2 protein-coding genes are annotated in these 940 nt (G+C 70.9%); one reads left to right on the top strand and one right to left on the bottom strand.

The window, feature by feature from the left end; translation table 11 throughout:
- Positions 1–611, top strand: a 611-nt coding sequence (locus ON39_RS33905; RefSeq protein ID WP_174412601.1) for a HEAT repeat domain-containing protein, incomplete at its 5' end; no start/stop codon positions are given.
- Positions 612–641: 30 nt separating this feature from the next.
- Here the strand turns inward: ON39_RS33905 and ON39_RS33900 are convergent.
- Positions 642–940: PucR family transcriptional regulator (locus ON39_RS33900; protein ID WP_040740335.1), on the bottom strand; the 299-nt coding region annotated here is incomplete at its 5' end.

Below are 940 nucleotides of genomic sequence, written 5' to 3'. Positions count from 1 at the left end.
GCTCGCCCGATCCCGTCGTGCGCGCCACGGTGATCGACCTGCTGCGCGCGCTGCGGGCCGGCTCCGCCGCGCAATACCGTGCGGCGTTGACGGATTCGGATCATCGCGTGCGGATCGAGGCGGTCCGCGCGCTGGTCTCGCTCGATGACCGGCAGGCGGTCTCGGCCCTCGCGGGCGACGACATCCGCGAAGTGCGCATCGCCGTGGCGCAGGGGCTCGCAGCCATCGGCGGCGGGGGCGCGGAGGTGATCCGCACCCTCGCTGGGGATCATGATCCGCTCGTCCGCGCCGCCGCGCTCGCCGCCTTCGCCGTGCTCGGGGCGGAGCCGACGGATATCGCCGAACTGTTTGTCGCGCTGCGACATTCGGCCTGGCAGGTGCGCGTCGGCGCGGCGAAGGGACTGGCTGGTGCGAATCCGGATGCCGCGGTACCGAAACTGGCCGAGGCCCTGCGCGATACACACCTGGACGTGCGCAAGGCGGCGGTGCTCTCGCTCACCTGCTGGCCGGGCCGAGCGGACGCGATCGCGGCCTTGGAGTCGGCGATCGACGATGTGGACGCCGATGTCCGCGCCTATGCCCGTCGCGCGTTGCCGCAGCCAACGGCCTGACCACTCGCGACGCCGAAAGTAGCTGGGGTATCAGAGGTTCGGCGGGAACACGGCCGACTCGCGCAGGCGATGCAGTCGCAGCGCGAGTTGCACCTCCAGCTCCCGGTCGGGCTCCTGCCAGCCCTCGCCGAGCAGCCCGGTGATCCGCTCCAGCCGCTGGGTCATCGTATTGACATGGATGTGCAGGCGTTTGGCGCTGTTGCTCAGGCTGCGGCCGGTGGCGAAGTACGCCTCCAACGTCTGGATCAGCGAGGCGCCCCGGCGCCGGTCGTAGTCGGTGACCGGCCCGATCGTGTTGTCCAAGAAGGAGACTACGTCGGTCCCTCGGC

Origin of the sequence: Nocardia tenerifensis NBRC 101015 (assembly GCF_000308715.1) — a bacterium.
Taxonomy (GTDB): domain Bacteria; phylum Actinomycetota; class Actinomycetes; order Mycobacteriales; family Mycobacteriaceae; genus Nocardia; species Nocardia tenerifensis.
This window is presented reverse-complemented; position numbering and strand designations above follow the sequence as displayed.